Genomic DNA, 24497 nt, shown 5'->3' on the forward strand with positions numbered 1-24497 from the left:
AACATCCTTCGCTGTTGATCTTCCTTACCCGTAAGCTACAACCCGGCACGGGCCGGACGCCAGCCCGTAAACGCTAAGATGGCTTGGTAAGAGACGCCTTCCGGGACAGGACGAGACACGCAATGGATATGCAGATGAGCAGCGGCACTCCGCAGCCAGAGCGGGCACGCGATGATGCCCTGACGTTCCACGGGCTCCATACCCGGATACAGGAACTGTCGGGCCAATCGATCTACGCCAAGGCGGGCCAGGCTGAGAAATGGTCATTCCGCGTCGGCATTGCCGCGGCGGCGGTGGGGCTCATCTGCGGCCTTTTTCTTGACCGCTGGATACCTGAGCGTGTGTTGCTGCTCGTGGCGCTTGCCTGTCTCGTCGTCGAGATTGGCGGCTTCCTGCTCGGCGGCTTCCTGACGCTGCGCCGGGAGTACCGCCAGTACTTCCAGCCCAGGCTCTCCCACGCATTGGAAATGGACAGCGAGTTTCTGCAGTGGCAGGACGTCATTGCCGAACTCCGAGCGTATCCGCGCGCCGATCGCGAGCAGCGCCTCCGGTACGTCAGCATCCGACAAGCCCGCATGGTCGACCGTATGGGCCTCATGTACGGAGGGCTGCAGCGCCTTGGTCCGTTCCCGCTGCTGGTCGCGCTATATCTGCAGTTCCGCAACTGGCACTGGGGCGACTGGACAGGGGTCTTCGACATCGGCTGGGCAGGCGTCATCCTGATCTTCGCCATGGTGATGCTGTATCTGGTCGGGTGGATCCTGATCGCCCAGCGAACCCGCTTGGACACCTACGTCTCGCTGCTGGAAGCCTCCCTGCAGGAGCCGACCAAGTAGCGTCGAGCTTGCTCGACTGCCCCACCAGCCGGACCCACGCGAGCGCAGGCCCGGCCAGATCGGATGCCCCGGTCAGGTCGCGGGCCGTACCCGCTCCTGGATGAAGACCGTCAGGGCGAGGCAGGCCATCGCGAGGCCTTCCATCACCCGGTCGCCCACGTATTGGTCCGGATCGCCGTTCTGGCGAGCACGCTCGGCCGCCAGCAGGATTTCCTGGATGACGCGCTGGCCGGCCAATGCGCAATCCGCATCGGCAAGGGCGATCCTGCGCCAGGGCAGGGGATGGCGCTCCGGCCAGGGCTGGCCATCGGACGCACCACCGGCGCCGATGCTGTGAAGGAGAGCGATAAGGCTGTTGGGATCCTGCGCCGGCTCTGAAGCGGGGGCTTCCGGAGTGGGCTTTGGGGCAGGGGAGTAGGACTTGGTCATGGCATAGCTCCTTGCGTGCAGACAGAAGCCGCCACCGATAAAGGTGGCGGACGATGCGTGGCTCGAAATCCGGTGTGCAATCATCCCGGCAGGCACAAGGCCTCCACGCACCGCCCGCCATAGCCGGCCGACGGATTGCCAGCCGGCATCACGCAGAGTGATGCCGGCTGACAAGCGCTTTTCACAATTGCACAACCGGGGATTTCGAGGCCCCGACCACCCTTTTCCGGTGGCCCGGCTAGGATTACGTCCGGTTGTGCGCTGTGGCTAGGGCTTGGGGTCAAATCCGCCAATCACCCTGACGCTTTCGGCATTGTCGCATGGGGAGGGATCTCCGCGAGCGCCTTGTGTGGCTTGGCCTGGACAGCGCTCTGCAGGCAGACAATCCATCCAGCGTGCGGCAAGGGCGCGGAACCTCAGATCGGGGCTAATGCGACATAATCGCACCTGAGTCAATTGACGGCTGATCAGTTGCATCCGGCTCTAGGCACGTCGTCAGGCAAAGCTGTACTGCCGAATAGTAAGATTTATCATGGGTCGGGAAAGGCAATTCCCGGCTTAAAACAATCATTCAAACTACTGGTTAAGAGTAGATTCTTCCGAGCCACACGCGGTTACCAGAAGGATTGCAGAACAGACTAAGGTTGAAGCTTCACACGTGAGGGAAGAGCCGAAGAGTATTCAGCGCGACAACGCACTCGGCCGAGCCAGATTGCCCTGGATCACCAGAACGCAGATCGACACGGTGTCTTGGGCATGTGCGCGGATGTCCAGCAGCGTCTCGGGCGGTACCGGCGCCGTCTTCTTATCGCTACTGTCTAGCACGCACAAGATCGCCGTGCGCTTGGATTTGGCTACGGCATAGCTGGCGGTTTGGGCGAGGAATGGTTCGCACTGACCGACAGAGCTGATTAGCGTGTCGACTGCCTTGAGCTCGATTGGCAATCCGCGCAATGACAGATCAGTGATGCCGCCGGCTGCATGGGCGTGTTCGTCCAGATCCGCGCCGATCAACGGATGGCGACGCAACTCTGCGCGCACGTACCGTTGGAACGCTGCTTCATCCCATCTTCCCTTGAACTCGGCGTCCTGAACCGCACGGCCGGCCAAGTTGCACAGCGCGGCAAGGACGAGCAGTGCATCGCCAGATTCCGCTTGCGGCACGCCCGGACGGCGACGAAGTATTTCCCGAAGTGCGAACAGCGTCTGGTCCAGCCCTGGATAACCGCAGACCTGCAGCTTTGTTGCGTCGGCACCGTCAACGATCAGCGTGCGGTGGCCTACAACTGCCACCGGTTGATCCCCGTGTTCAGGGATGAACTCGGCGGTATACTTGAACTCGAAGGGTCGCGCGTGCATGCCTTGTGGTAGCAGCAGGGCGGCGCGACCGCTCTGCCGCATCGTGTACGGCGCTTCGCCGTCGGGCTTTTCGAACTGGAAGCAGGGGAAGTCGTAGGTCGTTTTCGGCTCCACCGAGATCGGCGTCAGCCGAAGCTCTCGCTTGTCTTTCGGCCAGCGAGACACTCGCACTTCGATCTCCAGATCGTGAACTTCTCGAGCCGCAAGCTGGTGCACTTCCGCTGCCGGTTGGCCATCAAACTGGAACTTCAAGAACGCTACGGTCAGATCGACCGGCGGCTCCTTTTTTGTGGGCGCTAGGTCCGCCTTGACGACCCAGTCAGGTTTCACCGGCTGCGCGAAGATGCCGATGGGCAACGGCACAGTGGTGAGCGTCCTGGCTATGTCGGCGACTTGGTCCGTCGATTCCAGCGTCGCTAGACCTTCCACGGCCGCGCGCAGTTCCGCCGCGACATCGCTATGGCCGTAGTCATCCAACCATAGGCGGTGACGCTCGCGGGCGCTGCGTAGATACCGGCCGGCATCCGGCTCTGCGTCAAGGATGCCCCTATGCCAATGCGCCAGCATGTCGACGATCCGCACGACACCGCCGAAGGCGTTGTATGCCGTTGCGGCCGCCGCGCTCGAAAAGGCCAATGACACCGAATCGAGAGCCACAGCCAGCGCCTTCAGATCGTGGGGTGGCCACCGACCTTGGGCGATCGCCGCCAATGCCTCCAACGCCTGCAGGCGCGGCTGCAAGGACTCAGAAGAAAGGGAATTTTTCATCATTCTCTAATAGTTGCGTCAGATCTTGGTCGGCTTGCATCCAAGCATGCCCCAGGGTCAAGGCCTCTTCCAGTTGGCCCTCGCTAATCAAGTACTCGAAGCGGACGCGGCGCTCGAGCTGCTGCGCCTGCAGCCGGCGAGCACGCTCACGCACGGTGTCGGAAAAGGCCGCCCTGTGCAACGCAGCCACCTGCGTTGCGCCCAACCAGGCACGATCGCGCGAGAGCAGCTCAACGAACGTGCCGCACAGATGGGGGCTGCTCGGCTCGGTCGCCACCGCTTCCAGGATAGCCGGGATCTGGGGCGCGCAGGCGCCAACGGGAAGGTCTAAAGCCAGTTCCAGCGCATGCTCGAGCTCGTAGTCTTCCCGGCAATGGCGGATCCAGCCCAAGACCAACACCGCCCATCCGTCGAGGTGCTGAAGCTGCCTGAGGAAGTAACGGTGTCCGCTACGCAAGAGTACCGATGGTTCCAGTTCTGCCACCAAGGTCAACAGTACCTGGCCCTGCGCCTCGGGCAAAGGGCCTTCGTCTCCTCGCGTCCTTACCTTTGCCTCCATGCACTCGAGCAGGAACTCGGAATCACTACCCTGTCGATATGCGACGATGAGATTATCCAGGGCAGCGGCCACCAAACGGTTGAAGTGGGCCGGAAGCCGAAGTCGCCCCAGTGCTTGCACCGCAGCCTTGTGCACGATGACGTAAGGATCGAAGAGCATCAGTACGAGGCTATCGGCGACCAAGTCGGGGAGATCGGCGAATCGCCGGCTGCCTATTTCCTTAAGCGCGTCGGCGGCTGCAGCGCGGCCTGTGACCGAGGCGCCAACCATCGCACTGTACAGGTAGGGCAACATGGTCTTCAGCCCGGTGCTGGTCGCGAGAACTGGCGCGATCTCCCGCACGATTGCCGCCTCGAATGTATCGCCAAGCACGCCGCGCTGACTAAGAAAGGCCTCGAAGCGTGACAGCCCCTCGGAATCAGCCAGCGCGCCTTGGATGGCCAGCTCAAGCAATGCCGCACGCAAATGCCACAGATTCGAGCGGCGATTGGCTTTCTCCATTTCCGCCAACGGATGGGAAAGCGTGCGGATGCTGGGCTCTGGCTCTGGCGCCTCCAGCTTCGAATTGAGCACCGCGGCGGTGCCCAGCAGCACGTCCATCGCAGCCTTCGCGGCCGGTGCGAGCGCGGCCCCCGGATGCCGAAACGAAGCCAGGACCTGCTGATTGACCTCGCTGTTGTCTGAGGTCGCCGACAGCGCCGACAGCCGTCGAATCGCCACGACTAATGCTTGGGTATGGGCCGGCTCCATGACGAGCGAGCTGTCACGAGTGCGGCGAGCGAGGCGCAGCACGTGCTCGTAGACTCCCGCCACCCGGCCTTCCCCTTCGTTCGAGGCACTCTCGAACTGGCGCATTAACTCTTCATCGGCTAAGTCGGGAACGGCCATGAAAGCACTGGCTAAAGTCACTTGGAGGTCATGGGCGATGCTCCGCAACTCAGAATCGCGCTCAATCTCGACCAGGAAGTCCAGCCGAGACAGGTGCGCCGCCAGCGGACGTATGAAGGGGCGGACCCAACGCTCACTTCGTGTAATCAACAGACCCATGGCACGGGCCGTTACGCCCACGCGAAGTTGATCGCGGTGCGCAAGCAAGGCAAGCAGGCCTTGCTCGACGGGCTCGGGAAAGCGATCCGCAAGTTGAATCAGCGGACTCGGATCACCGTCGTCGCGGTGCGGATGGCCGAACTCCGGGCGGGGTGGCGTCGCGACGTACGCCAGGCCGATGACCGCCCCGGGGACGTCTGCTGCATCGATGTGGTCCAGCCGCTGCATGATCATCGCAGCGGCGAGGTCGAGTGCATAGCCCTCACGCAGGCATTTCATCGCACAGCGGATCAATCGAGGCTGGTCGGGGGTGTCAGCCAGAAGGGTCAGTCCCGGCACATCCAACCAGTGGTCGTCGCCTTCCAGTACCGAGAAAAGATACTCGGTAAGAGCTGGCACGAGCATTTCCGGCGCCAGTCGGGCGCTTTCGATCACACGGGTCGCCGCTTGTTCGTCGCGATCGGCATCTAGCCGGTCAAGGTCGTCCATGAAGGTTTTGGAAAGGACCGGCAAAATCTTCCGCAGCTCAGCGCGGACGGTTGCGCGAGCTTGCAGGGCCGCCTGCTTGACGCGTTGCGCATTCTGCGCACGCGTCTCTGCGTCCTTGCGATCGGCATCACGTTGCGCCACCAGCATGGCGAGGTTGGGCAAAGCGACCGGCACGCGATGCGAGCAACCCGCGCAATGGATGTCATGGAAACGCACCGCGGACTCTTCCAGTAGCCACGTCGCCATGACTGAAGCCGGGGCGAAATCGCACACCATGGAGTGGTGTCCAATGGGTAGGCCGGTTTCCATCTCGATCAGGCCCGTGCCGCCGAACTTCTCCACGCGGGCGTGACGGCACCAGTTATGGATCAGGCGTTTGGCGTCCTGATTACGCTCGCCATCCCGAATCGTGCGTTCGATATCCAGATCCATACTCATCCACTCGCGCCTCTCACGATTGGTTGTCTCCCCGGCAGAACACACCGTCCGCATGCGGGCCCTCTAGGGGCCGGATGGCTTTCTGTGGCGGAGTGGCCAATGCGATATTGGCACACTCCGCCACGTCCTAGGCTTTGGCTTCACTGATGCGCGCGAATGATCTCCATGATTCTCTGGTATCGCCCATCGTGGTCAGCTTCCGGCCATGCGATTACGATCTCATCCATACAAGAAACTAGCTTGTTAACGGGCCAGAAGTCGTTCCTGATAAGAACATGCAACAGTGTCAGCGCGTCCTTGGGATGCTTTCTGCATAGGCCGGACTCGTGCAATCTGTGGACGATAGAACCTGGGTGATCGAATGGTTGCAGCCATTCCTTCACTGTTGCCAGTGCTCGCGGGAATGCGTCGCCCGCAGCCACCACTAGCCGCGCAAGCTCCTCGGAAATTCCGGGGGTCGCGCGATTTCGGGCCTTAGGCCAGATCTCGCGCCAATATGGCTCTATCCGATTTTCCCAGTACTCGCTACGCCTCTCCCCCGACCCCTCAAGGGCCCGCGCAAGTGCCTGCGCACACTCCCTGAGTCCTTGTGCAGAGAGGCTATCGGTGGCAGCTGCTAGCTCACTGGCAGTAAACGTATCGGCTCGGTCAAGAGCGACGTAAGTCAAGAAGGTCGCGTACTGGCTGTCCAGTTCGTCAAGATCGGCATAGTGGCTTGCTGTCTCTAGGAAGTCCGCTCTAAAGGCTGTGAGCAGTGGACGATACAAACGGGGTGACCACAAAAAACCTTCCCATGCCGCCCGAGCTTGGGTGTGCGATGTCTGCCACCGGAACAGTGGCAGGACACTATGTTCGGTCCACTCGCGATCTACCCGAAACAGTGCAATGACGTGAGTGGCAAGCAATACGCGCGCGTGACGAAACTGATGGACTCTCGTATCGCATAGGCCCGTGAAGATCGCCTTCAGCTCTTCGGGCAATCCCTGCCCATCCCGGGGCTGCTGGCTCAGCCAATAGTTAAGCAAGGCCTGAGTGATATGGCCTATCGGATGATTGATCGCATGCTGAGTTGGCTGGGCATCGCCCTCATTATCGTCGTGATCCAGGGCAAGAACACGGCGGCACAGCGACAAGAAAAGCTCTTCATGCCGATCCAGCGACTTCGCAGGCGCCTCCATCCACCAAGACACGCTGTGCGCCATCTCTCTCAGCGTTTCATCACTGGCTCGAGTAAGGACCGGCGGCACTAGCCGCCACGATCGCCGCAGGTGCGTCTGATCGCTCCAGACCTGCAGCGCCTCATTCCAGCGCTCGCTTGGCCAGTGGCCTGCCTGCGCGAGATCCTTCAAGGCCCTAAACGCAACACGGAACTTGTCACGACACAGTACTCGCCAATCATCCTCATAGAAGAAGTCGTCGACTTTCGGCTTCAATAGCCATTCCATCAGATTTGCATGCTCCAGCGGAGCGCGCTCCAGCTGCCGCTGACCCTCAAAGTCTGGGTCGCCGCTTCCGCTCATCCAGTGCGAAAACTCATCGCGCTCATTTTCAGCAAGTTCCCAGCGTGGGTAAGCGACAGAAAGCTCCTCTAGCTTCGCCTGCGCCAGCTCCCCGAGCGGCTCACCCGTTGAGGCAAGCTTGGCAAGTCGCAACCACGCGGCGCGGTCTGCCCTGGGTCGCCAGTGCTCATCAGCTACCGCTATGGAACGACGGGGGCCGGCCAGAATGGCCGCCTCCAAGCGGTCCCGCATGCTTGACGAAAGCTCATTTCCTCTCAGGACCAGCAGACGCATGACCTCACGTTGAGAATCTACCGACCACAGCCACCATGCTTCTTCGGACACCAGCCAGTCCGCCCACTCCCCACCCGACGCGATGCCTTCCTTTGACGCTGCAAACAGGGCCAGTCGCTTGAACGTCGAGTACGGCTCCCGCCACCAGTCCTGCGCAATGCTCCGCGCCATCTCCGGATCCTCTTCCAGTGTCGCGAGCCAGCTATCACGACATAGCTCAATGAGAGACACCCAGTCGTGAAAGCCTCGGTTCTGCCAATGCGGGCTGATAGACGGCAAATCCCAATGCGAGCGGTCACTTCGCTCGTCGGCCTCTCCAAGTTCACCTAGCAGATCCAGTGCATCACGTAGAAGTTGCTGAGCATGCTTTAGGAATAGTGGTAGCGCGCCTCGCCATAGTTCTGACTGTTGGAGTTCTGCCAATGCCGTACCAACATTATCGGAGGCCAGAACCAGCTCGAACTCGACAACCTGTTTGAGTCGCGTTGGTTCGACAGCGTCCCCGGCCTGTTCGTCAAGGTGGTATGGCTCGCGGATCCGCACTTGCGGCTCCAGCAGTTTTCGCAACTCGATGCGTGATGTTGGAGTAAGACCGTTCCGCCGGAGCGCACTCTTCCAACTGTAGATGTCTGAGCTAGTGGCAGGCGACCTAACGCGTCCTGCGAGAAGGAGTCGCCACAGGGTTCGCATCGGCGCAGTCGGAATGCTGTTCGGGGCACTGTCTCGCATGCGCTGGAGCGCAACCGTGTCTCCGGCTGTTTGAAGCTTGTCAATTTCCTCAAGCTTGTTCTCGACTAGCCAAGAGAAGTCGTCATGCAGTCGTCCTCCGCGCTCTACGAGCCAAAGAACCAAGGCGGGATCGTTTAGGTGGCGGCACAGCCAACGTCCCAACTGATGCATCACCTGATCCCATCTGCCCGATAAACTGCCGTAGCGAGCAATCAGCATCCAAGGGGCGTGTGTGTACGGGGCAGGGCGCCGAGTTAGGCTGAACTTCAGTTTATCGTCTGACTCTGAAGCAGCCGGAATACCGAATCGAATCAGGTCGTTATGCGCGTATCGCTCGTGACACAGCGGTGTCAGCCATTCCAGCGATGGGACAGGATCAAAATCTGCAAATCTCTTTGCGGGCATACCCGACTTGTGAGACAAGGCCCACAGCATGCGACCAACGAAGTCATCCTGCTGGGTGCTCGCCAAAGGCATAGAGGACGCATAGTCAACGATGATGCGCTCCTTTCCTTGGACTCCGTCTCGATAGGTTTTAGACCACTCATTCAGTGTCTCATGAAGGGCAGAGTGATCCAGGCCGGTTACCGAGGTCTCGTAAAGAATCGGCGTCACGCCTTTCGCTGACCAATTAACTTTCGCAGACGATTCTTCTCCTGGCTTGAAATCACCGAACGCATATGCATCTGGCGTGTACTCGCCAAGCATCCGATCTGCGGCCAGGGCGTCCATCATGTATCGGAGTACGGGATCGCCTATGCTGTATCCGACAAAGCAGACCACATAGTTGCGAAACAACTCGCTTACGAAGCGAGCGGCCCAGCGTTCCGTCAGGTACGCAAGACCAAAATCGCCGCTGGAAAGAACAAGGCGCTGCAGAGCGCCATCATCGGGCGAGTCCGGAAGAAGACCGTGCAGATATACAATCCCATTCCATCGACTGTTCTTCGGTATCGGAAGTAGAGGGGCGGGAAAGCTGGGTATTCCCAACTTCTCGCGCTTGATGACCCTCTGAAATATGCGGTCAAAATTGGTGGTGACAAGCCTTACCGCGCCGTCACGGCCGGTAGCTAGGCGAAGCAATGCCGAATGTGTCTGGACTGCACCCTTTTTCTTGTAGTTGGGCTTGAGCGATCCAGGTAACTTTGATCGAACGGCGGCGCGCTGGCCTGGGAAACGACGTTCTAGTAGGTCCAACGTGGCATCGTACTGGGCATTCTTGTAGGCTTGATCTTCACTTGGCGTGCGTGTAGTTCCAAGCGCGTCGTAGACCTTGTCGATCAGCCCACCAAAGCCCGGCAGCCCGGCTGGATAGGATATGCCAGCGCCGCAGAAAAACACCACGCGACCATCTTCGTGGGCCTGGAGCAGCTGCTCCGGAACATCAGGTCCGTTCTTGACGAATTGCATGACTTGCGCCTCTCCTTGTCGCTAACCGCAGATTATCTTCCTAGGCGGTAATCTGCGCCTTGTCGTTGATGCGCGCTTGCTTGGTTCGCGGAATCCACTCGTCAAACAGCAGATCGAGCTGCTTCTTGGGTCTGACGCGCATCGGTTAACAAGTCTACTTCAGCAAGTGCGCCATCGGTTTGCCTTGGGTGCTCCCACCTTGAATTATTCGATCACACAACGCTAATGCTCGATGCCCGGTCATCGCCATCAGCGCCGGGCGGAGGGCAGGGACGACGTAACCCTTCCATATCCGCCAGAGATTGGTTGATTCGCGAATTCTCGCCGCATCGAGCCAGGCAGCCAGCGCCCGGGCGCTGCGCGCCAGGATCGGAATGTCCAGCGTCGAATCCACATTAGGCCCCGCGTGTAGATGTGGGCGTCCTTGCCGGCGTTCCGCAGGTCGCGCATATCCGCGGCAACGACTTCGCTGCACCGGTGTACGCCACTGCCAAAGGCCAAGCAGAGCAGAGCAGAGCAGACTACGGTCACGCAGGCTTTCAAGACTGTTGTCGCAGGTGATCAACACAGCCTCCAATTCGGCCCGGGGGATGGCGGTCTTCTTGGCGCCCCAGCTTGACTTGCCTTCCTCGCCGCAATAGCCCGCCTAGACGATTTCGCATAATGTATATTATGTTCTAGCGAACTCCACCCCAGCCAGGATCTACAACCTCCTGATCCCCTCCACATAGATGATGCTCTGCGAGCACCCCAACCCCTCGACCTTCCGGTCCTTGATGTCGAACCACATCATCCCTTCGATGAGGCCCTGTGGCCGGTACATCAGCGGACCGCTGACACCGACGCGCTTTCCGTCCCAGCGTCGCGGCTGCTTCAACACGTCCCCAGGCAACGCCAGATCAAAGCAGCGTCCGTCATCCAGCCGGATGGATCCCAGTGTTCGGCCACCCGGGATGATCTCCATGACGCCGGCTGCCTCGATCTGATCTTCAGCCGACGACTCCTGGGCGCGCCCGGGCACACCCCAGCCATTCGCAAGCACCAGCACACACACCGCCACGCACCAACGGATTGGAACAGACATGCTGCCTCCTCGTGAGCCTTCCAGTCGCTCGACCGTGATGCGTCACGTTAATAGGCGAAAATCTCTTGAAATCTGAGCGCCCAACCAGAGCCTTGGCCCTCAGAATTCAACGCCCACGCCGCATCGCCAACGCCAGCGCGCTTGGCGATGATCGCAAAATCCGTACAGGTCCGTTTGCCACTGTGCCAGGCATCGCCCAGCACGCTGCCGGCCCGGGAATCGCAGCCGATGCGTATTTGCTTGAATGGCCAGGCGGGAAAACACACGCCCTGCGCCATCAGGTTCGCCGCGCACCACGTGGATGCGCGACGGTGCCGAAGCACTATCCGGCGCGACAGGCGGGCTGCCGCGCCAGAGGACCAACTCAGGCGGCGTCGCGCTCGGCCTGGCGGCGGGTCAGATCGTTGAAGCGACCCAGCGACATCAGGTGCTGGTGGATCAGCGCCAGCCAGCCGCTGCGGTGCCACTCAACCACCGTGGCTTCCGGCAGTGCGACGAACTTCTCCACGTCCACCACGAAGAAGCCGTTGAGGTTGAACTCACGGCCATCGGGCAGGCGGATGGTGGCGTTGCGCTCGACCAGCAGGTCGGCGTCCAGCAGCGCCTTGGAGAAGCTCTGGGTCTGCGCGTGCTCGCGGGTGTACTGGCCGCAGAAATCCAGGGCCTGCTGGACGATGTCGGCAGCCTTGCCGTCCACGAACAGCGGCTGGCCTTCATCGCCACCACGCGCAATGCGCGGGCTGTCTTCGTCGATGCCCAGCAGGAAATCGTTGCCCTCGCCCGTATCGATGAAGATGAAGGGGTGGCGGCGCAGGTAGGCCGGGATGTAGGTGTCGTCCGCCCACAGGCCATCGGTGATAAACAGGTTGTCGGTGGTCACGCCCACGGCTGCCATCGGCACGGCGGTCGGGCCAGCGAACAGAATCGGGAAATGGTGCAGTGCCAGCGAGAACTCGCCGAGCACCAGCGGGATCGAGTTGCTGCTGGCAGCGAACTCAAGCTTGCCCGGCAGGATGCGCACGTCAGCGTGCCGGTCGGCCTGCAGCGGCACCGGACGGGTGTAGAACAGGGGTGCGCCGCTCGGTGCAGCTTCGGTGGTGGTGTCGCTGGTGGTGGTCATCGTCAAAGCCATGTCGAACATGCACGCCTGCCATCCCGGGCGCGCCAGCGGGAACAACCTGAACCCCGCATTATCAACAAGCCGGGTGACAAGAGCCACCCCGACGAAGATTTATTTCAGCTGCAGCGGATAGCGCTGCCACAGTACATGGACCAGGAAGCCGGCCAGTTCAGTGTCGCGGGCGCTGACCGCCGCGCGGATCTTGTCCAGCAGCACCATGTCGCTGCACGAGCGGACATCGGCGTGGTTGGCCTGCCCTGCCCTGCGCGCACGGTAGCGCGCAGCCCGCTGCGCATCGCTCATCGCGTACCCGAACTTGGGCGGCCGACCGCGCTTGCGCGGCAGGGTCAGCTCCAGGGTTCCGGGGTCATTGTCATCACGCATGGCGGGTGCGGTCGGCGGCAAATCAACTGGGGGTGCGCAATTTATCGTGAGGCATCACTTTAATCCAGCTTTTTCTGCAGTTTTGTTGCAGTGCGGCGCGAGCCGACGCGCGTAATGACGGACACATGCGATCCACGCATGGCGTGGATCTACCACCCCATTGTAGATCCATGCCATGCATGGATACGCATCGCACCTGCAGATACCAGTAGATCCACGCCATGCGTGGATGCGCGCGGCACTTCCAAACAAAAAAAGGGAGCCCGCGAACGGGCTCCCTGCTCCACTCATCATGCAGCGCGCACGGGCTCGTAGCCGTGCAGGTGTGCTTCGCTGCTGGCGCGGCCCTGGCTGAGCGAGCGCAGCGAGGTGGTGTACCCCACCAGATTGGCCAGCGGCGCAAAACCACTGACTTCGGCGCGACCGTCCTGGTCGTCGATGCGTGCGATGCGGCCATGGCGACGGTTGAGGTCACCCACCACATCACCCACCGAGGCCGACGGCGAATGCACCGTCACTGCCATCACCGGCTCCAGCAGCTGCGTACCACCCGCCGCCAGCGCCGCCTTGATCGCCTCACCACCGGCGCGGTGGAAAGCCATTTCCGAGGAATCCTTGGCGTGGGTTTCCCCATCCACCAAGCTCACCTCGATGCCCACCACCGGATGTCCCTGCGGGCCGGTCGTCAGCGCCGCACGCACACCCTTTTCCACCGCAGCGATGAAGCTGCGCGGCACCACGCCGCCGACGATGCGGTCGTTGAACACGACCTGGTCGTCCTCGCGCGGCACCACGTCCAGCACCACATGGGCAAACTGGCCCTGGCCGCCGTTCTGCTTGGACACCCGGCCAACCGCACCGGACACCGCGCGCAACGGCGTTTCCTGGTAGGCCACGCGCGGCGCGCCAACGCCGACGTCGACCTTCCACTCGCTGCGCAGGCGTTCGACCATCACTTCCAGGTGCAGCTCGCCCATGCCCCAGACCAGGGTTTCACCACTGTCGCGCTCGGTTTCCACCTTGAACGACGGGTCTTCCTGGGCCAGGCTGGCCAGGCCCTGCGCCATGCGGATCAGGTCGGCCGCGCGTGCCGGCTCCAGCCGCCAGGCCAGCACCGGCGCCTGCGACTGGATGCTTTCCAGGCGCAACGGCTGCCCTCGCCCGCTCAGCGTTTCACCGCTGACGGCATCCTTCCAGCCCAGCACCGCGACGATGTCACCGGCCACGGCCTGTTCGATGTCGTGGGTCTGGTCGGCCTGCACGCGCACCAGGCGGCTGACGCGGCGCCCTTGCGGGTGCTGCGAGCTGGCAATGGCATCACCTACCTTCAAGGTGCCCGAGTACAACCGCACGAAGCTCAGCGCACCGTGCTGCTGGTGGGTGATCTTGAACAGCAGGCCCGCCAGCGGACCTTCCGGATCCGGCGGCAGCGTCACCTCGCCCTGTTCCGCTTCGGCAGTGACGGCCGGGCGGTCCAGCGGCGACGGCAGGTAATCGACCACTGCGTCCAGCAGCGTTTCGATGCCCTTGTCCTTGAACGCTGCGCCCGCCAGCACCGGCACGCCGGCGCCCGCCAGCGTGGCCCGACGGATGGCCGCGCGCAGCATCGTCGCATCGATCACGGCGCCTTCCAGCCACGCCGTGGCCAGCACGTCGTCATGGTCGGCCACCGCCTCGATGAGCGCCTGCCGCTGTGCCTGCCATTGCCCGCGCTCGTCCTCACCCCAGGGGGTGATGGACGCCGCAGCGCCGTCCTGCCAACGCAGCACGCGTTCGTCGACCAGATCGACCCAGCCATGGAAATCGCTTTCGCTGCCCAGCGGCACACCCAACGCCCATGGTCGCGCCTGCAGCTTGTCCTGCAGCTGCTCCAGCACGCGCTCGAACGACGCGCCGACGCGGTCCATCTTGTTGACGAAGGCGATAAGCGGCACGCGATGCCGCCGCGCCTGGCGCCACACGGTTTCCGACTGCGGCTGCACGCCATCCACGGCCGAGAACACGGCCACGGCGCCGTCGAGCACGCGCAGCGAACGCTCGACTTCAATGGCGAAGTCGATGTGGCCAGGGGTGTCGATCAGGGTCAGCCGATGCGGCGGCAGGTCGCGCGGCGCCCACTGCGCCTGCACGGCCGCAGCGCCGATGGTGATGCCACGTTCGCGCTCGATCGCCGAGAAATCGGTGGTCGCGTTGCCGTCATGTACTTCGCCGACGCGATGGATCTCGCCGCTTTTCCACAACAGGCGTTCGGTCAGCGTGGTTTTGCCGGCGTCGATGTGGGCAATGATGCCAAGGTTGCGACGGCGGGAAAGGACTTGGGTGTTCATGAGAAAGGTTCCTGCAAAGCCAACTTCAGGGGCCGCGCCCCCCGGTTGGCGACAGGGGGCGCGGCTAGCGTTCGGTCTCGGCGATCTGGTGCATGGCACGTTCTCCTTGGTGTATCTGGTGAAAACAATGGGATGGGTAGAGTCGACCGTTGGTCGACTACTGGAACAACCAGTCGACCAACGGTCGACTCTACAAAACCGGAAACGAAAAGAGCGCCCCGAAGGGCGCTCTGTGGATGGTCCATCGATGGCCGTATCAACGACCCCGTGGCACTCCAGGCAGACACGCCCGTTCCGCGCTAGCGCGGGTCAGGGTGAAAAACTTCAGGAGCGGCATCCGGTTCATGGGGCGCATTCTAGACCTGTCATTCTGGCGCGCAAGTGAATATTGCGCGCACAGATGGAACGATGAGGCTTGCCGAGGCTGTCACTCGCAGCCGTTGATCCGCCGCGCTTCACCCACCGTCGCAGCGTGATCGCCGGTCACCGACACCCAATCCTTCAGCGAGTAATCGGCATCCACCTCGCCACGCTTGGGCGTGTCATGGATCGTGATTTCCGTCCAGCTGCCCACCGCACCCAGCTCGGCCAGGCGCGCTGCCTGGTCATCATCGGTGCTGAAGCTGTCGCCCGGCTTGGACGGCTTGGCGTTGTTCACCGTTGCGGTCTTCAGCGCCCGCACGCGCAGTGCGCCATTGGGCATGCGCTGGCTGATCACAGCGTAGCGTTCAATGCCGTAGGCCCAGCTGCGTTCGGCCTGGCGGCGCACTTCGCTGCCATCATCGGCCACTTCAATCGAGCCATCCACCAGCCCACCAACCGCGGCAATGCCGCCGTAGCCGGCCATCATGGCCTGGTAGCCGACCATCTGCCGCTTCTCCAGCGGCAGCTCGCTGGCTGCAGGCTTCATGCCCGGCAGCTTGAGGTACGCCGACTTCTTGCAGAGCAGCAGCACGTGCTGGTCCGCCCAGGCCATCATCATCGCGCCACCTGCGTAGTAGTGCGTGGTGAACAGGTCAGCGGCGGCACCCGGGCCTTTTGCATGGCGCGTTTCGATCGACGTGGCCTGGTCGACCGCCTTTTCGATCGACACCGTACGGGTGGTTGCAGCGTGGGCGGAACACGCCGCTGCAACCATGGAAACCAGCAGTGCGGTGCGCGGGAAGTGATGCTTCATGGGGGTCATTCCGTTGAAAAAACGAACCGCCAATGATACGTCGCCGTGCAATGCGACGCTTTACTGCATCAGGTCACCACCACCAGTGGCACGCCGCGACGCGGGTGTTCAAGCACCACGACATCCTGCTGGTACACGCGCTGCAGGTTTTCCTCCGTCAGCACCTGCAGCGGCGTGCCATCGGCCGCCACCCTGCCCTGCTCCAGCAGCACGATGCGATCGGCATAGCCAGCCGCCAGATTGAGGTCGTGCAGCACGACGATCACGCACGCGCCCGCTTCGGCGCACGCGCGCACGCTGCGCAACGTGCGCTCCTGGTGGCGCAGATCGAGCGCGGCCGTCGGCTCATCCAGCAGCAGCAACGGCGTGTCCTGCGCCAGCACGCGCGCGAACGTGGTGCGCGCCGATTCGCCACCGGACAGCTGCTGCACCTCGCGCAGGCGCAGCGCCTGCAACTCGGCCGCGTCAATGGCCGCCTCCACCCGCGCATCGTCCGCTGCGGGGTCCGGTGGATGCGGCAGGCGCCCCATTGCCACCACTTCTTCAACGCTGAAGGCGAAGCGCACGCCGTGCTCCTGCGGCATCACCGCGCGCTCGCGCGCCAAAGGACCGGCCTTGTAGCTGCGCAAGGGTGCGCCGTGCAGCTGCACCTCGCCCACGTCCGGGCGCAGGTCGCCCGCGGCCACGGCCAGCAGGGTCGACTTGCCGGCGCCATTGGGGCCGACCAGCGCCGTCACCGTACCCGGCGCGAACGCCAGGGTGATGCCGTGCAGGATCTCGCGCTGCTGGCGGCGCACCACCACATCGCGCAACTGCAGGAAATCGCTCATGGCGTGTCCTTGCGGCGCTGCTGCAGCACAAGCCACAGGAAGAACGGTGCGCCCAGCGCGGCCGAGAACAGCCCCAGCGGAATCTCCGCCGGCGGATCCAGCGTACGCGCGGCAGTATCGGCGATGACGATCAGCAAGGCGCCCAACACGCCCGACACCGGCAGCAGCCAGCGATGGCCGGGGCCGACCAGCAGGCGCGCCACGTGCGGCACCACCAGGCCCACGAAGCTGATCGAGCCGGCGAAGGCCACCGCCGCACCCACCAGCAGCGCGCTGAACGCCACCAGCCTGCGCCGCGTGGCCGCAACATCCAGACCCAGGTGCTGGGCCTGGCGCTCGCCCAGCGCCAGCATGTCCAGCGGCGTCGCCAGCCGCAGCAGCGCGAAGACGCCAATGGCGAACAGCGGCAACACCGCCGCCACATCTGACCAGTTGGCCTGCGCCAGCGAGCCCATCTGCCAGAACACCAGCGATTGCAGCTCGCTCTCGCTGGCGATGTAGGTGAGGAAGCCGATCAGCGCCGAGCAGAACGCGGCCATCGCAATGCCCACCAGCAACAACGTCGCATTGCCGCTGCCCTTCCCCGGCCGCGCCAACGCATACGTCAGGCCGATGGCCAGTGCGCCACCGGCGAAAGCGGCCACCGGCACCAGCCAGCCCGCCGCGCCTGCCGCCCCCAGGACGATCGCCGCCACGGCGCCCAGCGCCGCGCCCTGGCTGACGCCGACGATGCCGGGGTCGGCCAGGGGATTGCCGAACAATCCCTGCAGGCTCGCACCGGCCATCGCCAACGCCGCCCCCACCATGGCCCCCAGCAGGGCGCGCGGAATGCGCAGCTGCCACACCACGGCGAGGTCGCGGCGGCTGACCGCCTGCGGATCGACCAGGCCCAGCTTCACCCCCAGGGCCTGCAGAACATCCAGAGGCGGCAGGCGCAGCGGCCCCATCGCGAACGACGCCAGCACCGCGCCCAACAGGGCCAGCAGTGCCACCAGCAGCATCACCCGCCCGCGACGACGGCGCCGATCAGCCGGACTCATGCCGGCGGAAGCGCCGCCAGGGCCTTGGCCAGGGCCAGCGCCCCGGCACCGGTGCCGACGCTGGTGTACTTCAACTGCACATCCGGCATCACCCAGACCCGGTTGGCTGCGCCGGCCGGGGTCTGCTTCAGGGTCGGATAGGCCTTCCACAGGCCCTCGGCGCCGCCAAACTGCTGCAGATCATGCTCGGTCACCAGGATCACCTCCGGTGCGGCGGCGATGACGCCCTCGTTGCTCAGCTGCGAGTAGTTCTTGACGCCTGCCTCGCTGCCGATGTTGACGCCGCCCGCCAGGGCAATCATCTCGGCCGAGGCGCTGTCTGCGCCCGCCACGGTCGGCGCGCCGCCACCGCCGGTGGCCGACACATGGATCACGCGCGGTGCGTGCGCCAGGCCCTTGCCCAGCGTCGCCGCCTCATCCAGCTGGCGCTGCACCTGGGTGGCCAAGGTCTGCCCGGCATCGGCCAGGCCGACGGCCGCGGCCACCTTGCGCACTTTGTCCGGCGCCGGCTGCAGGTCGTCGATGACCACGGCCGACTCGCCCACTTCGCGCAGCTTGCCGGCCAGCACGGTGTGGCGACGCAGGCTGTTGCCCAGGAACAGCGAGCCATGCAGGCTCACCACGCCCTCCACGCCGGTGGTGCGGTTGAACAGGAACTGGTGCGGCGCGGCCTGGCCGGCCTGCGTGGTGGTGTTGGTCGGCGCAGCGAACACCTGCTTGCCCAGGCCGAGCGCCTCCAGCACGGCAATCACATCGTCGCCGCCGGCGATGATGCGGCTGGTGTCCGTCACCTCGGCATCAGCCCCGTCGTCGGAACGCACCTTGGCCGGCAGCACCGGCACCTGGCCGGTCAGTGCCGGCAGGTCGCTACCCGCCACGCGCTGCCAGCCGGCAGGCAGCTCGGCGGCCGTGGCCTGGGCTTCGGTGGCGGCCGGTGCGGCATCGGTCGCTGCAGGTGGCGCGGACGTGCCGCCACAGGCGGCGAGCGCCAACGAAACGGCCAACGGAAGCGCGCACAGGCGCAGGCGGGAAGCGATGGTCATGCGGAATCTCCTTGCTGGCCGGGCGAAGGCACTGCCCTCGCCCGGCACGTGGGTTACGGCTGGCGCGGGGTGATGCGGGTGATGCGGTCGCCCTTGGCGTCGTCGGCGCCGCGCGACTTGTTCACCGCGAACACGCTGCCCTTGCCATCGGCGCGCACATGGTTGGGGAAGGTGCCACCATCGAGGTTGCCGACCACCTTGCCAGCGCGATCAACGACAGTGACGGTGCCAGCACCGCGGTTGGTGACATAGGCCAGGCCGCTCTTGTCATCGAAGGCGACGTTCAGCGCACCGGCACCCACCGGCACATCGTGCACGACCTTGCCGCTGGCCACATCGACAATCAGCAGGTTGTCGGTGCCCTGCGAGGCGACGTACAAACGGTTCTGCTGCGCATCGAAGGCCACGCCCGACGCACTGATCGAGTTGCCCAGGTCGATGATCTTGTCGACTTCGCCGCTGGCCACGTCGATCACCGCGGCTTCGGGGGTGCCGATGCTGACGGTGAACAGCTTGCCGGCCTTTTCGTCCAGCACCAGGCTCATCGGGGTGAACTTGCCCTCGTCCACGCCCGATTCCAGGGTGATCGACGGCAGCTCCTTCAGCGTCCTGGCATCGAACACAGACAGGTGGTCTTCGCCGGTGGCCGAGGCAAACACCTTGCCATGGGTGCCATCGACCACGACGTCGCGCGCGTGCGGCACGGTATCGACCGGGAACTGGTGGACCAGCGACAGATCCTTCTGGCGGTACACCGCGATCGAGTTCTGGCGGGTGTTGGTGACCCAGACGTTGCCGTTGGTGTCATCCACGCCCACGCCATAGACCGCGTAGACCGCGCCGTTGGTGGTGCCGGCCACCTGGGCCGGGGTGATCGCCTTGGTCACCTTCAGCGTCTTCGGGTCCAGCTTCAGCAACTGCGACTGGGTGACCGGCGGACGGCCGACGGCCGAGGTGACGAACACGGCATTGCTGGCCGCGCTGTAGGCCGACTGGTACAGGCCCGGCACCAGCTTGTTGGACTGGGTGGCAAACTGCTGCTGGCCCGACAGCGGCAGCTGCGGCGAGACGCGCAGCTTCAGCACCGTGGCGGCCGACGGCTGGCTGGCACGCACCACCACCGGATGGGTGCCCGGGACGGCGTCGGCCGGGATGGCAAGCTGGGTCTTGAAGTTGCCATCGGCATCGACCACCAGCGGCTGCGCGTTGAGCACGCTGTCACCGCGCACCAGGCTGACCTGCTGGCCCGGCACGAAGCCGCGGCCGATGACCTCGGCGGTGCTGCCCGGCACGACATTCTCGCCGCGCGAGATCACCGTGCCGTTGAAGGTGGCGCTGGCGGGCTGATCGAACACCGGCTGGGCGGTGGCGGTGACCGCCAGCAGCAGGCCAGCGGCCAGGGAGGTCAGGCGGAGGGACGGACGAAACGACATGGAAGGCTCCTTGCACACGTAGGCCGCGCCACGTGGCGCGGGATTCATCGGTTGCCTGGGCCGCTGCACATCGGCAGTCACGCCTGGGTAGTGGGGGTGCACGGCCAGGCCGTGCGGAAGATCACTCTGCAGCGTTGGCGGGCGCCGGTGCCTTGCCGTCATCCACGCTGCGGTCGGTCACGCCGTACAGCTCATGCAGGGCGGCGTGGAACGAGGCCGGCAGCATCGGGCCATGGCCGAGGCCGGGGAATTCGCGGTACTGCACGCTCAGGCCGGGCACCTTGGCCAGGCGCGAGGACAGCTGCATGGCCGCATCCGGGGTGGCGCCGCCGATGCGACGCAGGTGCGCAACCACGCGCGGGTTGGTCATGTCGCGCTTGCCGCGATCACCTACCCGTTCGGCACCGCCCAGCATCAGCCACACCTTGGCGGACTGGCCATGCACGTTCTGCACGAACTGCTGCTCCGGGTCGCCGAGGGCGGCACCCTGGCTCCACCACAGCGACGGGCTGGCCGACAGATAACGCTGGAACGCAGCCGGGCGCGTGTACAGCGCATTGAGCACGAACAGGCCACCCAGCGAGTGGCCCCACAGCGATTGCTGACGGGTGTCGATGTTGGCGCGACGCTCCACTTCCGGCTTGATGCGGCGCTCGATCAGGTCAAGGAACAGATCCGCACCGCCACCGACAGCCTGGGTCGTGCCACCCTCGTCATCGGCGCGGTCGATCCAGGCGGTGTAGTCGCGGGTGCGCGCCGGGGAGTCGATGCGCAGCTCGTTGTCGTAGCCGATCAGCACCAGCACCGGCGGTGCCTTGCTCGCGGCCAGCTCGGCCAGCAGCGGCTGGTCCAGCACCATGGCAACGGCGTTGCCATCCAGGGCATACAGCACCGGCGACGGCGTCTTCGAGGCCTTGGCCGGGATCGCCACGTTCACCCGCCAGCGGCGCTGCTGGTCAGGGCTGTTGATCACGAAACGTTCGAAGCGGTAGCTGGACGCAGGCTCGTCCAGCACGGTGCGGCCCATGAGCTGCTGCGGATTGCGCTGCTGCGCATGGGCGTAGGGAGCAACCATCAAGACCCCCATCATCAGGGCGGCCAGACAGCCGAAGGAACGTGCGGAAAACATCATGGGTGACGGATGCGGCGGACGCGGCCGCCTCTTCATCAAGGGACCGCAGTCTACCTTAAACGCGAATGATTATCACATCGATCAAACGTCACACTGTGTATCGCGCGCGCGAACCTGGGGCCGCGCGCCAGTGCTAGCGCCGGGCCATGCCCGGCGAATGCGGCGCGGCCGGGATTCAGCCGAATTCCGGCGGTACCGGGCCGTAGCGATTTTCCTCAGGCGTGCCCGGCAACAGCGCGAACACCAGGATGACCAGCCCACCACCGGGCACCAGGGCCAGCAGGTACAGCCAACCCGACTGGTTGCAGTCGTGCAGGCGGCGCACGGTCACGGCGATCAGCGGCAGCAGGGTGGCAAGCCACACCAGGCCCAGCAGGCCCATGAAACCCATGACGATCGCGGCCAGCGCGTCCTCATTGCCGCGCATGATGATGGCCAGCACGCCACCCAGCAGCGACACGGCCACGGCGACCAGCATCAGGAACAACTGGAACATCCAGTACTCGCGGCGATTGGCGCGGCCCTCGAACTGGGCATAGCGCTTCAACGGCAGAATCAACTGATCCACGGCATCGATCCTTGATGGAGAAACCGCGCAGTGTGCCAAATGCTGGCGGACGCGACAAATATCGCGCACGCGACACCCGATGCCGCCGGGCATGGCCCGGCGAACGCAACTCGACTGCCGGCATTCCGTAGAGTCGAGCTTGCTCGACTGCCGCACAGGAGCAGTCGAGCAAGCTCGACTCTACGGAAGCGGGGTCAACGACCCTTGGCGGCTCTTGCCGCTTCGCGCTCGGCGCGCAGCCGGTCCAGCTTTTCCTTCAGCTTGATCTCCAGCCCGCGCGGCACCGGGTTGTAGTACGCGCGCTCGCCCATCGCATCCGGGAAACCGGTCTGGTCCAGCGCAATGCCACCTTCGGCATCGTGGTCGTACTGGTACTCCGCCCCGTAGCCGAGCTCCTTCATCAGCTTGGTCGGCGCGTTGCGCAGGTGCAGCGGGACTTCTTCGGTACCGCTTTCGCGCACGTCGGCCTTGGCCTGGTTGAAGGCGGCATAGCCGGCGTTCGACTTGGCAGTGCTGGCCAGATAGAGCACCAGCTGGGCGAAGGCGAGTTCGCCCTCCGGGCTGCCCAGGCGCTCGTAGATGTCCCACGCTTCCAGCGCCATGCTCTGCGCGCGCGGGTCGGCCAGGCCGATATCCTCGATGGCCATGCGGGTCAACCGGCGCGCCAGGTAGGATGGATCGCAACCACCATCGAGCATGCGGGTCAGCCAATACAACGCGGCATCGGGGTTGGAACTGCGCACGGATTTGTGCAGCGCCGAGATCTGGTCATAGAACTGTTCGCCGCCCTTGTCGAAGCGACGGGTGCGGTCGGCCAGCACCTGGGTCAGGGTCTGCGGGGTGATACGCCCGCCCTCCCCGCCCGCCAGCTCGGCGGCGATCTCCAGCAGGGTCAGCGCACGGCGCACATCGCCATCGGCAGCGGTGGAGATCTCCAGCAGCAGCTCGGGGGCGACCTCGATGTGTTCTTCGCCGAGGCCGCGTTCGCGATCCCCCAGCGCACGCTCAAGCGCCTCCACGATATCGGTGGGCGAAACGCCTTCCAGCACGTGCACGCGGCAGCGCGACAGCAGCGCCGAGTTCAGCTCGAACGACGGATTTTCGGTGGTGGCACCAACGAACAGAATGGTGCCGCGCTCGATGTGCGGCAGGAACGCATCCTGCTGCGCCTTGTTGAAGCGGTGCACTTCGTCAACGAACAGCACGGTGCGCCGGCCTTCGGCGAAACGCTGCGCGGCCTCGGCCAGCACCTGCCGTACTTCGGGCAGGCCGGACAGCACGGCCGAGATGGCGCGGAACTCGGCGTCGGAATACTCGGCCAGCAGCAGCGCCAGCGTGGTCTTGCCGCAGCCCGGCGGCCCCCACAGGATCATCGAATGCACGCGACCCGATTCGACCGCACGGCGCAGTGCGCTTTCCGGCGCCAGCAGGCGCTTCTGCCCGACCATTTCGTCGAGGGTGCGCGGGCGCATGCGCTCGGCCAGCGGGCGCAGATGTTCCCGATCGACGCTCAGCAGATCGGGGCCGGGGAATGAAGTGGAACGATGTCTTGGCACGCGCGCATTGTACCGCGCTACCCAACGGTAGCGCCGGGCCCTGCCCGGCGAACCATGTCGGTAGTGCCGGCCGCTGGCCGACAGATCAAAAGCGTGCCAACCAACGGTTGGCACCCACCAGAGCGGTGGGCCCGGCGCATCGGTAGTGCCGGCCGCTGGCCGGCAGATCAAAAGCGTGCCAACCAACGGTTGGCACCCACCAGGTCGGCAACCTTGATCAATTACCGATGACGTCGGTGCCCTTCGGCGGGGTGAAGCTGAAGGTGCCGGCGGCGAAGCCCGGGTTGCGCTTCCAGCCGCTGAAGGTGATGACGGTGCGCTGGCCGACCGCGTCGGTGATTTCCATCTTGGCCAGGCCCTGCGCGTTGAAGCCCAGCGCGGCGTACTGGAAGCTGGCTTCGGTATCGCGCTTCGGCGACAGCGACAGCCACTGCAGGCCGTCACGCTTGGCGGCCTCTTCGCTCAGGTCGTACTGCTGTTCCAGCAGCGCCGGATTGATCAGCGCGGTCAACGGGCTGTTCTGCTCTTCCTTGCCCTGCTCGCGCACGGTGGCCTGCTCCAGGTCCGGCTCGTACATCCAGACCTTCTTGCCGTCAGCCACGATCAGCTGCTCATGCGGGCGCACGTATTCCCAGCGGAACAGGCGCGGCGCCGACAGGGCGACGCGGCCGCTGGTCGATTCCTTCACCTTGCCACGACTGTCGAAGACCTGCTGGCTGAACTGGCCATCCAGGCCCTTCAGGCCACTGGTAAAGGTCTTCAGGTCATCGCGGGCGCCGGCCCAGGCGCTGCCGGCAGCGGCGCAGGCCACGGCCAGGGTGGTGGTGGCGAGGAAACGACGGAAGCGGATGTTCATGCAGGAATCCTGTGGGCGCATGCGCCAGGAAAGTTGGGAGCCAGTGTGCCCGGATGAAGATGAATGGGCGATCAGGGCGACATTATGCCG

General features: G+C 64.3%; 19 protein-coding genes. 1 reads left to right on the forward strand and 18 read right to left on the reverse strand.

The genetic code is table 11. The features are described from left to right. Positions 1-134 precede the first annotated feature (134 nt). Complete coding sequence (locus QMZ26_RS00755; RefSeq protein WP_283220265.1) at positions 135-836, forward strand: hypothetical protein; 702 nt, start codon at positions 135-137, stop codon at positions 834-836. 72 nt (positions 837-908) lie between these two features. Here the strand turns inward: QMZ26_RS00755 and QMZ26_RS00760 are convergent, their stop codons facing one another. From QMZ26_RS00760 to lolA, 18 genes are all read right to left on the reverse strand, one after another. Continuing rightward, complete coding sequence (locus tag QMZ26_RS00760; protein WP_079221885.1) at positions 909-1265, reverse strand: hypothetical protein; 357 nt, start codon at positions 1263-1265, stop codon at positions 909-911. Between the two features lie 681 nt (positions 1266-1946). Next, a complete protein-coding gene (locus QMZ26_RS00765; RefSeq protein WP_283220266.1) occupies positions 1947-3392 on the reverse strand; it encodes a hypothetical protein in 1446 nt (481 codons plus the stop codon). Next, complete coding sequence (locus QMZ26_RS00770) at positions 3370-5919, reverse strand: hypothetical protein (protein WP_283220267.1); 2550 nt, start codon at positions 5917-5919, stop codon at positions 3370-3372. Before QMZ26_RS00770 ends, QMZ26_RS00765 begins: the two co-directional genes overlap by 23 nt. Before the next feature lie 146 nt (positions 5920-6065). Beyond that, on the reverse strand, positions 6066-9857 hold the full coding sequence (gene dsr1, locus QMZ26_RS00775; RefSeq protein WP_283220268.1) for an anti-phage defense-associated sirtuin Dsr1: 3792 nt from the start codon (positions 9855-9857) through the stop codon (positions 6066-6068). 703 nt (positions 9858-10560) lie between these two features. Next, entirely contained in the window at positions 10561-10941 is a 381-nt protein-coding gene (locus QMZ26_RS00780) for a hypothetical protein (protein ID WP_283220269.1), read from the reverse strand. 47 nt (positions 10942-10988) lie between these two features. Further along, positions 10989-11219 (reverse strand): hypothetical protein, encoded by a 231-nt coding sequence (locus tag QMZ26_RS00785; protein ID WP_283220270.1) that lies wholly within the window; start codon positions 11217-11219, stop codon positions 10989-10991. Between the two features lie 86 nt (positions 11220-11305). Next, entirely contained in the window at positions 11306-12061 is a 756-nt protein-coding gene (locus QMZ26_RS00790) for a SapC family protein (protein ID WP_200732982.1), read from the reverse strand. 111 nt (positions 12062-12172) lie between these two features. After that, complete coding sequence (locus QMZ26_RS00795; protein WP_079221882.1) at positions 12173-12445, reverse strand: hypothetical protein; 273 nt, start codon at positions 12443-12445, stop codon at positions 12173-12175. A gap of 290 nt (positions 12446-12735) precedes the next feature. Further along, positions 12736-14772, reverse strand: coding sequence for an elongation factor G (gene fusA / locus QMZ26_RS00800; protein ID WP_283220271.1), 2037 nt, complete (start codon positions 14770-14772; stop codon positions 12736-12738). A gap of 427 nt (positions 14773-15199) precedes the next feature. Then, entirely contained in the window at positions 15200-15949 is a 750-nt protein-coding gene (locus QMZ26_RS00805) for a hypothetical protein (RefSeq protein WP_283220272.1), read from the reverse strand. A 68-nt stretch (positions 15950-16017) separates the two neighbouring features. Then, on the reverse strand, positions 16018-16779 hold the full coding sequence (locus tag QMZ26_RS00810) for a heme ABC transporter ATP-binding protein (RefSeq protein ID WP_283220273.1): 762 nt from the start codon (positions 16777-16779) through the stop codon (positions 16018-16020). Next, complete coding sequence (locus QMZ26_RS00815) at positions 16776-17819, reverse strand: iron ABC transporter permease (RefSeq protein WP_079221878.1); 1044 nt, start codon at positions 17817-17819, stop codon at positions 16776-16778. The genes QMZ26_RS00810 and QMZ26_RS00815 overlap by 4 nt, the downstream gene beginning before the upstream one ends. Continuing rightward, positions 17816-18862 carry an ABC transporter substrate-binding protein gene (locus QMZ26_RS00820; protein ID WP_283220274.1) on the reverse strand — a complete coding sequence of 349 codons (1047 nt, stop codon included), beginning with the start codon at positions 18860-18862 and terminating at the stop codon, positions 17816-17818. The genes QMZ26_RS00815 and QMZ26_RS00820 overlap by 4 nt, the downstream gene beginning before the upstream one ends. A gap of 53 nt (positions 18863-18915) precedes the next feature. Beyond that, positions 18916-20295: a YncE family protein gene (locus QMZ26_RS00825; protein WP_200732987.1), complete on the reverse strand. Its 1380-nt coding sequence runs from the start codon at positions 20293-20295 to the stop codon at positions 18916-18918. Positions 20296-20416: 121 nt separating this feature from the next. Next, positions 20417-21427 carry an alpha/beta hydrolase-fold protein gene (locus QMZ26_RS00830; protein WP_345782643.1) on the reverse strand — a complete coding sequence of 337 codons (1011 nt, stop codon included), beginning with the start codon at positions 21425-21427 and terminating at the stop codon, positions 20417-20419. Positions 21428-21602: 175 nt separating this feature from the next. Continuing rightward, on the reverse strand, positions 21603-21995 hold the full coding sequence (locus tag QMZ26_RS00835) for a DUF805 domain-containing protein (protein ID WP_108759964.1): 393 nt from the start codon (positions 21993-21995) through the stop codon (positions 21603-21605). A 194-nt stretch (positions 21996-22189) separates the two neighbouring features. Then, positions 22190-23467, reverse strand: coding sequence for a replication-associated recombination protein A (locus QMZ26_RS00840; RefSeq protein ID WP_283220313.1), 1278 nt, complete (start codon positions 23465-23467; stop codon positions 22190-22192). Between the two features lie 301 nt (positions 23468-23768). After that, entirely contained in the window at positions 23769-24407 is a 639-nt protein-coding gene (gene lolA, locus QMZ26_RS00845) for an outer membrane lipoprotein chaperone LolA (RefSeq protein ID WP_079221872.1), read from the reverse strand. Between the last annotated feature and the right edge of the window lie 90 nt (positions 24408-24497).

The organism is Stenotrophomonas sp. PFBMAA-4, assembly GCF_030053215.1.
Lineage (GTDB): Bacteria > Pseudomonadota > Gammaproteobacteria > Xanthomonadales > Xanthomonadaceae > Stenotrophomonas.

What these genes read in the sequence shown, in the direction of transcription:
- QMZ26_RS00755 (WP_283220265.1), top strand. Translation starts at nt 135, where the DNA reads ATGAGCAGCGGCACTCCGCAGCCAGAGCGGGCACGCGATGATGCCCTG.
- QMZ26_RS00760 (WP_079221885.1), bottom strand. Translation starts at nt 1,265, where the DNA reads ATGACCAAGTCCTACTCCCCTGCCCCAAAGCCCACTCCGGAAGCCCCC.
- QMZ26_RS00765 (WP_283220266.1), bottom strand. Translation starts at nt 3,392, where the DNA reads ATGAAAAATTCCCTTTCTTCTGAGTCCTTGCAGCCGCGCCTGCAGGCG.
- QMZ26_RS00770 (WP_283220267.1), bottom strand. Translation starts at nt 5,919, where the DNA reads ATGGATCTGGATATCGAACGCACGATTCGGGATGGCGAGCGTAATCAG.
- dsr1 (WP_283220268.1), bottom strand. Translation starts at nt 9,857, where the DNA reads ATGCAATTCGTCAAGAACGGACCTGATGTTCCGGAGCAGCTGCTCCAG.
- QMZ26_RS00780 (WP_283220269.1), bottom strand. Translation starts at nt 10,941, where the DNA reads ATGTCTGTTCCAATCCGTTGGTGCGTGGCGGTGTGTGTGCTGGTGCTT.
- QMZ26_RS00785 (WP_283220270.1), bottom strand. Translation starts at nt 11,219, where the DNA reads ATGGCGCAGGGCGTGTGTTTTCCCGCCTGGCCATTCAAGCAAATACGC.
- QMZ26_RS00790 (WP_200732982.1), bottom strand. Translation starts at nt 12,061, where the DNA reads ATGACCACCACCAGCGACACCACCACCGAAGCTGCACCGAGCGGCGCA.
- QMZ26_RS00795 (WP_079221882.1), bottom strand. Translation starts at nt 12,445, where the DNA reads ATGCGTGATGACAATGACCCCGGAACCCTGGAGCTGACCCTGCCGCGC.
- fusA (WP_283220271.1), bottom strand. Translation starts at nt 14,772, where the DNA reads ATGAACACCCAAGTCCTTTCCCGCCGTCGCAACCTTGGCATCATTGCC.
- QMZ26_RS00805 (WP_283220272.1), bottom strand. Translation starts at nt 15,949, where the DNA reads ATGAAGCATCACTTCCCGCGCACCGCACTGCTGGTTTCCATGGTTGCA.
- QMZ26_RS00810 (WP_283220273.1), bottom strand. Translation starts at nt 16,779, where the DNA reads ATGAGCGATTTCCTGCAGTTGCGCGATGTGGTGGTGCGCCGCCAGCAG.
- QMZ26_RS00815 (WP_079221878.1), bottom strand. Translation starts at nt 17,819, where the DNA reads ATGAGTCCGGCTGATCGGCGCCGTCGTCGCGGGCGGGTGATGCTGCTG.
- QMZ26_RS00820 (WP_283220274.1), bottom strand. Translation starts at nt 18,862, where the DNA reads ATGACCATCGCTTCCCGCCTGCGCCTGTGCGCGCTTCCGTTGGCCGTT.
- QMZ26_RS00825 (WP_200732987.1), bottom strand. Translation starts at nt 20,295, where the DNA reads ATGTCGTTTCGTCCGTCCCTCCGCCTGACCTCCCTGGCCGCTGGCCTG.
- QMZ26_RS00830 (WP_345782643.1), bottom strand. Translation starts at nt 21,427, where the DNA reads ATGATGTTTTCCGCACGTTCCTTCGGCTGTCTGGCCGCCCTGATGATG.
- QMZ26_RS00840 (WP_283220313.1), bottom strand. Translation starts at nt 23,467, where the DNA reads ATGCGCCCGCGCACCCTCGACGAAATGGTCGGGCAGAAGCGCCTGCTG.
- lolA (WP_079221872.1), bottom strand. Translation starts at nt 24,407, where the DNA reads ATGAACATCCGCTTCCGTCGTTTCCTCGCCACCACCACCCTGGCCGTG.